Origin of the sequence: Streptomyces sp. NPDC058664 (assembly GCF_042716635.1) — a bacterium.
Lineage (GTDB): Bacteria > Actinomycetota > Actinomycetes > Streptomycetales > Streptomycetaceae > Streptomyces.
The window spans coordinates 1-6357 of record NZ_JBHXRW010000129.1 but is presented as its reverse complement, the minus strand read 5'-3'; the positions used below and the strand labels follow the sequence as shown (position 1 = coordinate 6357).

Genomic DNA, 6357 nt, shown 5'->3' with positions numbered 1-6357 from the left:
CCAACCTGCCGATCGTACCGATCACCAAGACGGGATCGTCCTGTCAGCCTCGGTCAGGTCTACGGCTCTACGGCAGATCTCAAACGCGGTCTGAGGTTGACTGCTCTCTGACCTGCAGCAGGACTTGGCTCTTGCAGACGCAGCCGACACCCGATCGGTGGCCGTTCTGAAGAAGCTCACTGGTCGCCTCGATCACTACCAGGGTGACCTCGGCGGCCAGGAGATAGTCTCGCGGATCGAGGGCCGCGTTCATGGTCGATCCTCACGTCGTGGTCTCGGTGGTGAAGGATCCCTGCCGCTTCATGCTCGGGGTGCGGACACACACCTTGAGCTTGTTCCGCTTTGACGGACACATTTGGTGTGGTGGTCACGCCGCGAGGGCGGTCTCGTATTCTGCGGGACTGCGGTAGCCGAGGCTGCTGTGGAGCCGGTGCACGTTGTACCAGCTCTCGATCCATTCGAATATCGCGGTGCGGGCGGCTGCCCGGCTGGGCCAGGGACAAGTCTCGCCGAGCTCGTTCTTCAGAGTGGAGAAGAACGACTCTGCCAGGGCGTTGTCCCAGCACTGGCCGGTACGTCCGACTGACAGACGGACGTCGAACTGCGCAGCGAGGGTGGCGAGTTCACGGCTGGTGTATTGGCATCCGCGGTCGGAGTGGAAGTTCACCGGACCGGACGGCCGGCGGGTGCGGCAGGCGGTGGTGAGGGCGTCGGCGACGAGTTCGGTTCGCAGGTGGTCGGCGATGGCCCAGCCCACGACGCGGCGTGAGGCGATGTCGATGACGGTCGCCAGGTAGAGCCAGCCCTCGTCGGTGGCAATGTAGGTGATGTCGCCGCACCAGCGGGTGTCGACGGCAGCCGGGTCGGGCCGGAAGTCGCGGAGGACCAGGTCAGGACGGGTGACCGCGTGTGGGTCGGGGATCGTGGTGCGGTGCCGGCGTCTGCGGTGTCGGCCGGTGAGTCCGGCCTGCCGCATCAGCCGTGCGACCCGGCGACGGCCGCAGCCGGTCCCTTCGCGCTTGAGGACGGCGTGGATGCGCGGAGCACCATAGGTGCCACGTGAACGTCGGTGAACAGTGGTGATCCGTTCGGTGAGCTCGGCGTCTCGCACCGCCCGGGGGCCTGCGGTGCCAGTGCGGCGGGCGTAGTAGGCGGTTCTGGAGACCTCGAGGAGTTCACACGTCCGTTTGACGTTGTGACCTGCCGTTTTCTCCGCCTCGATGAACGGGTCCACGTTCACCGGGTCTGCGTCGTGAAGAAAGCCGTCGCACGTTTGAGGATGTCGACATCCTCCCGCAGCCTGCGGTTCTCCCGCCGCAGCGCGGCCAGTTCCTCGCGTTCACTGCTGGTCAGGCCCTCACGCTCACCCGCGTCGACCTGGGCCTGGCGGACCCAGTCCCGCACCGCCGTCTCGGTCAGGTCGAAGTCCTTGGCGACCTGGCCGACCGAGCGGTCACCGCGCCGGCACAGCCCGACGATCTCGGCCTTGAACTCCCGCGTGAACGAGCGGCGAGGACGCGACTGCCTCTTCTTCCCCATGCTCTCCATGATGAACATCATTCTTCCGGGGCAGAAACCCCTGATCTCAGATGTCCGTCAAAGCGAAGCAAGCCCACCTTGGCGTCCTTCTTGCTGATGTCGAGGCCGGCACAGCGTTCGTGCAGCACATCCACGCTCTTGCTCCCTCCCTCGCCGGACAGCACCGGTATGCCGTTCCGGGAGGGCCAGGGTGAATCAGGAGTTCTGACGCACCTGCTTCACAGCAACACTCCACGGTTCCCGTGGGCGACCCCAGTACCACGCTGACCTGCGGGCTCACCGGCATCACAGAGGCACGGTTTCGGCCGGAACGACCCCCGCCATGGTCCCGAACCGACATCAGCCCCGGCAGGGGCAGACAGAAGCACCCCCGGCACGCGCCCGGGATTTACCACATCCCCGGTGCGCACCGAAGGTGCGCTGGATCGCTGACCTGCCCAGATCACAGCCTTCTGCAGTACGCATCAGGCTGCTGCGTTATAGGGAAGTGGCCTGGGGCGAAGGTTCTGCCGCAGTGCTTGCATCAGAACGCTAGGGTCGATCACACCGCCGCTAACGATGGCGCAGGGGTACTCCCACTGGAACGATTTCTCATACTTTCGCGCAGCTGTGTACGCTGCTGCCCCGGCTCCTTCGCAAACAATCTTTTCGTTCAGAAGTAGATCGGTAAGACCGCCTGCGACCTCATCGGGCGTCACGGTCAGTACGCCAGCCAGTCGACCCTTTACCCTTTCAAACTGTGACGGAATCACGAAGCTCGCCCCAATTCCGTCCACGAACGAAGGCTCATAATTTACGTCGACTGGGAACCCTGCTCGCAGGGAAGCAGAAAGCGGCGCGCCTGTCGCTACTTCTACGGCGTATACCTTGACATCGAGGCCTGCATGACGCAGCACTGAGGAGATACTGTAGGAGAGGTTTCCGCCGCCGTACGGAACCAGAATGGCGTCTACGTGCGGCATGTCTTGAAGCACCTCGAGTGCGATCGTCGCAGTGCTCAGAGAAACGTAGTCATCGCTTTCCGAGGACAGAAAGAACCCTGGATGCTCAGCATAGACAGACTCAGTCATCGTCTTACGCCACTCACCGTAAGGAACTTCTATTATTTGCGCCTCAGGATTATAGGCTTTTATGCGGACCACCTTGGAGGCGACAATTCCCTCTGGCACCACTACCGAATAGTCTACGCCTATTTCCCTCGTTGCATACGCGAGTCCCTGGGCGAAGTTTCCTGAACTGCAAGCCACGACGCCATCCCTGAGGATCTTCTTCCATATTTCGGGATGCAGTTCTTCATATCGCCTTAGAGCGCCAATGGCGCCACGCACTTTAAATGAGTTTGTAATCTGAAGATTCTCACACTTGAGGAATACATCGCGCGACCCGCGCCCCCGGGACTGCAGTAGCGGAGTATGGCGGATTGAATCACCAAGGATTCGTCGCATTTCATTGACACCCGAGAGCGTGATCTCGACCTGGCCAGAATACATGCATTCCCCTTCGTTACCCTTCCGCTGCCTCTCCCGAGTTCATGTGAGCACCTAACGAGGTAAGTGCATTTATCCGATCCGTCGGTTACTGCTGGCAGGTTTTCTATTAGTCAGCGAGCCAGGTAAACAAGCACTTGACTACCGCTACTTACGGTATATAGAAAATAGCCTCAGGAACTGAGTATCTCGTACTCATATGACCGGGACGGTGGTTTGTGTGATTACCCATGCAGCTCCACCCTTGGCGAGCCAGCCAAGTCATGGTCCCTGAGCAGGTCTTCATGGTTATTCCAATACCATGCGACCGAGTTGGCGCCAACCGCGAGCATGGCCGCCGGCGCAACAAAGGCCACAATCGCCTTAGAAATCCGAGGAAAGCGAGATGCTGGTCGCTCATTGCTGCACAATGGTGGTCCGCTCAGATCAGTTCCTGAATCAACACTGGAAACCCGAGTGATCATTTTAGCAACTTCGGATATTCTGGCCGTGCCATCTTGTAAGCCCGTAAGGAGACTCAAGGAATTGGAGGCCAAGATGGCTACCGATACACCGCCCTCACCCAGCTTTCACGGATCCTGCCGCAAAGAATACTGGCACCCCTGTGGGGGGCGTGAAAATATCTGCGGGAAGGCCCAGAGTAGGGGCAGCTGACCGAGAAACAGTCGGAAGGACGCGCCAACGTCCCATCGGATGCGCGTAGTGCTCGACGTCCCTCTAAAAGAGGCTTCACTGCAAGGCCCGGAGCGAACCTAGCCTGTGGGGTTTGGCGTATCGCCGTTTGATAGAAGCGATCGCACGCCGAAGGTCATTGTTCTGGGTTTTAAGTTAAGACCCAGAATTCGGGTGCCCCGGACCTTGCTAGCCTCTACGACTCAGAAAGGCCGCTCCCCTTCGATGTTCATCCGGAACATCAAGCGTTCGTGAGGGAAATAGTCCGCAACTGCGAGGTGCTGAACGGATCGGTTATCCCATATCAGCAGATCCCCAGCCCGCCATTGATGCCGATAGATGAACTCATTCGTCTCAATGTGTCGGTATAGAAGGTCGAGGAGAGCCTGGCTCTCGATCTTGGACAGACCGCTAATATGCGTAACATACGGGGAAGAAATATAGAGAGCCTTACGGAGAGTTTCTGGGTGTGTCCGCACTACCGGGTGTTCCACTGGCTCGTGGCGATCAAAGTGCGTGTTAGGGTCAATCCCCTTTTTGCGCAGTGATGCCTGCAGGTTTGCATAGTCTGGACCAAATGCCTTCTTTACATCGTGGACCGCCTTCAGTTGATCGACGAGCTCTCGAATTACTGGCGAGAGGGCTTCGTAGGCCAGATGCATGTTGGAATAGAGGGTGTCTCCCCCGACGTCCGGCGTCACTTTGCAGTGAAGCACGGTTCCGAGGGGTGGTTTGGCCCAGCCGCTGTTGTCCGTGTGCCATGAATTGAGACCAGGAGGCTTCTGCGCATTATTGTGCAGCACCATGCATTCTGGATGGCCATCTACGGTCATGGGCAGGAGATGATCGTGAACAATGAGCTTTCCAAACCTTTCAGCAAACGTCTTCTGCTGCTCTACAGTCAGGTCCTGCCCACGGAACACTAGGACACTGTACTCGTGAAATGCTTTCTCTATCACTGCCCAATCTTCAGTCGTTATCTCCTCGGAAAGGTCGATTCCACGAACCTCGGCTCCAGCCGCCACGCTAATGGGCTTGATCTCAATCATGTTCTCCTCCATGGTTCTTTGAAATTCATCAGAATATCGCGGGCACAGTGAGCTCTTCTGCGCTCAGATCGCAGTACGTCTAGCAACCTTGTAAGCAAAATCCCAACGCATACCGAGGCGAAGAGATACAGATACGGTTGCCGTGGTCTCTTTATCGCAGGAAACGACGGTTGTCAGTCCTCTGGTTGCGCCGAGTCGCGCTGTCTCCGCCATAACAATGAGTGGCAGGCCTTGACGCCGGTAGGCTGGATGCGTATAGATTCCAAGCTCTACGAAGCTTCCACCGACAACACCGTGCGCTTCCGCAACTACGCTATCGCCATGCAGAAGACAGAATCCGAATCCATTTTGGAGATAATTCTTCGCGGTGCCGAATATCTGCAACACCATTTCACGCCAATTCAGCATTTCAAACAGATTCTCGTCAATTCGCTTGACTGTAAAACCATCAGGCAGGTCGCATACGCTAGATGGGATATTTCCGGTACCTTCAAGCGTGAAATGAAAACGCTCAGCCTCCGAGAAGCCGCGGCGATTCGCTTCGTTTCCTACCGCTACACACATAGACGGGTGGACAAGTTTTACCGAAGATTTCATTTCGACGAGCGATTGAAACTCGGTGAATAGGGATTGGGTTACAGATCCCAGAGAAAAGCAGAATGAAGAGTTGGTTTCAACCAGGGCGGCCTTGATCTCGCCTTGTTCATGACGCGCCCACACTTTGCCTGGGATATTTCCTTCCAGAACCCCGTAGACGAAGGCGAGGTTTGGGTACTTAGAGTCAACGAGACCGGAAACGGTTCCGTATTCACCCGGCTCAAGCCTCGTGAGTTCGGAACCCTTCGAGGTAACGTTCCTCATGTTCACTCCTTTTCCTGCCTATCATGTTTTTCCCGTCATGATTCAGATCGAGCTATTTCAAGGCTAGGGGGATACCGACGAAAGCGACGATGAACCTTGCACCTTCCAGGCAGGTTGAGCATCAACTACTCAGCTACCGACCTCATTCAGCAATGTCCTGAACACGCAGTGCACCGGAGGATCACCTCGGCAAACGAGACTGGAGCCCTTTCCTCAGCCGTGATGCGCCGCGGGAGGGCAGTCCTCCGATGCCCAGTCCTAGGGTTCCGCTGTCCCGCCCTGACAGCCGGCTCTGGACGTGGAGCCTGCACAGTGCTGTGGTCACGGTGCGCGAGTGCTATAGCGAGGTACCGGTCAGCGAACCCCATTCTGCAAGGCTGGCAGTGAGTCTTTTCCAACCTCACGCTGACGCGTGGTGAAGGACGAGGACCGCCTGGGTGATCGCGGTGATGCGGTGGGTGCTGCAGCGGAGCTTCCGTAGGAGGTGCCAGCCCTTCAGGGCGGCCATGGCCTGCTCGCCGAGGCAGCGGATCTTGGCATGTGTGCTGTTGTGCCGGCGCTGTCACCGCTTGAGGCGACGGCCACGGAAGGGCACCCGGATAACGCCGGCGCCTTGATACGCCTTGTCGGCCCAACACGTGAGGCCGGTCTCGGTGAACCGTTCCGGGTTCGGCAGAGACTCGATCGTTTGAGAGGATCGAGTCATGGCACGTTCTTCCCAGTACCCGCTTGAGCTGCGCCGTTGTGCG

6 protein-coding genes and 1 pseudogene are annotated in these 6357 nt (G+C 58.3%); all 7 read right to left on the bottom strand.

Features of this window, described 5'->3' with window-relative positions:
• Nucleotides 1–79: 79 nt before the first annotated feature.
• Nucleotides 80–253: a hypothetical protein gene (locus ACFWUY_RS40265; protein WP_384121710.1), complete on the bottom strand. Its 174-nt coding sequence runs from the start codon at nt 251–253 to the stop codon at nt 80–82.
• Nucleotides 254–367: 114 nt separating this feature from the next.
• Complete coding sequence (locus ACFWUY_RS40260; protein WP_384121708.1) at nt 368–1240, bottom strand: IS3 family transposase; 873 nt, start codon at nt 1238–1240, stop codon at nt 368–370.
• Complete coding sequence (locus ACFWUY_RS40255; RefSeq protein ID WP_384121706.1) at nt 1237–1539, bottom strand: transposase; 303 nt, start codon at nt 1537–1539, stop codon at nt 1237–1239. Before ACFWUY_RS40255 ends, ACFWUY_RS40260 begins: the two co-directional genes overlap by 4 nt.
• Before the next feature lie 464 nt (nt 1540–2003).
• A complete protein-coding gene (locus ACFWUY_RS40250; RefSeq protein ID WP_384121704.1) occupies nt 2004–3029 on the bottom strand; it encodes a pyridoxal-phosphate dependent enzyme in 1026 nt (341 codons plus the stop codon).
• Nucleotides 3030–3901: 872 nt separating this feature from the next.
• Nucleotides 3902–4747 (bottom strand): TauD/TfdA dioxygenase family protein, encoded by an 846-nt coding sequence (locus tag ACFWUY_RS40245; protein WP_384121703.1) that lies wholly within the window; start codon nt 4745–4747, stop codon nt 3902–3904.
• 63 nt (nt 4748–4810) lie between these two features.
• Nucleotides 4811–5608: a GNAT family N-acetyltransferase gene (locus tag ACFWUY_RS40240; RefSeq protein ID WP_384121701.1), complete on the bottom strand. Its 798-nt coding sequence runs from the start codon at nt 5606–5608 to the stop codon at nt 4811–4813.
• Between the two features lie 400 nt (nt 5609–6008).
• A pseudogene (locus tag ACFWUY_RS40235) lies at nt 6009–6272 on the bottom strand (transposase family protein); the annotation flags it as partial.
• Nucleotides 6273–6357: the final 85 nt, after the last annotated feature.